We start from the raw sequence: 1,601 nt of genomic DNA on the forward strand, positions 1-1,601 counted from the left end.
GCGGTTAAGCAGTACCGGGTGCTCGCGAACGACGTCGGCCAGAATCTCCCACACTTCCGGCAGCTCGTACTCAACCATCTTCTTGGCAGCCTTTGCGGTAAAAGCTAGACCGCGGGACAGCAGTTGGGAATATACGAACGGCTTAAACAGCTCAAGCGCCATTTTCTTGGGCAAACCACACTGGTGTAGACGCAGGGTCGGGCCAACGGTAATAACCGAATGAGCAGAGTAGTCAACACGCTTGCCTAACAGGTTTTGACGGAAACGACCCTGCTTGCCAGAAATAATGTCTGAAAGCGATTTAAGGGGTCTAACGCCTGAACTTTCATCACGGTTTCCTTCAGGCTGATTGGTAATTGGATCAGTAAGGGCCCCATTATCCAAAAGAGCGTCAACACTCTTTTGGAGTGTTTTTTTTGCATTTCTAACTATTATATCTGGCGCATTTAATTCAAGCAGTCTTTTGAGACGGTTGTTACAATTCACCACATGGTGGTAAAGCTCGTTAAGATCGGAGGTCGCGAAGCGGCCGCCATCCAGCGGTACCAGCGGACGCAGGTCCGGAGGCAGCACGGGCAGCACTTCCATCACCATCCACGCCGGCGCATTGCCAGAGTGGTAGAAGGCTTCCAGCAGCTTCAAGCGCTTGGAGAGCTTCTTGATCTTAATTTCAGAGTTAGTCTGCGGAATCTCTTCGCGCAGGAGATCAATCTCTTCTTCCAGATCGATATCTTTCAGCAGTTCCTGAACCGCTTCGGCACCCATACGGGCGTCGAAGTCGTCACCGAACTCTTCCAGCGCTTCGAAATACTGCTCATCGTTGAGCAGCTGACCACGTTCAAGCCCTGTATTTCCAGGATTAACGACAACGAAACTTTCAAAATACAATACACGTTCGATATCACGCAGGGTCATATCGAGGAACATACCGATACGCGACGGCAGTGATTTCAAAAACCAGATGTGTGCGACCGGCGAGGCCAGCTCGATGTGGCCCATGCGCTCGCGGCGCACGGCGGCCTTGGTCACTTCAACGCCACACTTTTCGCAGATAATACCGCGGTGTTTCATGCGCTTATATTTGCCGCACAAACACTCGTAGTCTTTCACCGGGCCGAAAATCTTGGCGCAGAACAGACCATCCCGCTCCGGCTTGAAGGTACGGTAGTTGATGGTCTCAGGCTTTTTCACCTCGCCGAAGGACCAAGAGCGAATCATGTCCGGCGACGCCAGAGCAATCTTGATCGCGTCAAACTCTTCGTACTGAGACTGCGATTTAAGGACTTTCACCAGATCTTTCATGGAAGCCGGACTAGCTGACGCAGTCGGCCTGATTGGCATGCCTGGCTCGGCTGTAGCGGTCGGCTTGGCTGGCTCAGCTGATGCAGCGGGCTTAGCTGATGCGGCTGGCTCGGTTGAGACGGTTGGCTCGGCCAACTTGGCTGGTGCGGCCGGCTCGGCTGGCTCTACTGGCTTGATTGGGCCAGCTGGCTCAGCCAACTTAGCTGGTGCGGCCGATTCGGGTGGCTCGGCCAGATTCAGTGCTTGCTCAGATTCATTTTGCGACGTCTGGCAAGCCCCCTCTGTCAGCCTAGTTGTCC

The 1,601-nt window shown here is 53.7% G+C and carries 2 pseudogenes; one reads left to right on the plus strand and one right to left on the minus strand.

Features of this window, described 5'->3' with window-relative positions:
• Positions 1–1,302: pseudogene (locus INT22_RS05660) on the minus strand (DNA-directed RNA polymerase subunit beta'); the annotation flags it as partial.
• Between INT22_RS05660 and INT22_RS20320 the strand changes: the two are divergent.
• Positions 1,301–1,601, plus strand: a pseudogene (locus tag INT22_RS20320) (hypothetical protein); the annotation flags it as partial. The pseudogenes INT22_RS05660 and INT22_RS20320 overlap by 2 nt on opposite strands.

This window comes from Halomonas sp. 3D7M, assembly GCF_014897885.1.
In the GTDB taxonomy this organism is placed as follows: domain Bacteria; phylum Pseudomonadota; class Gammaproteobacteria; order Pseudomonadales; family Halomonadaceae; genus Vreelandella.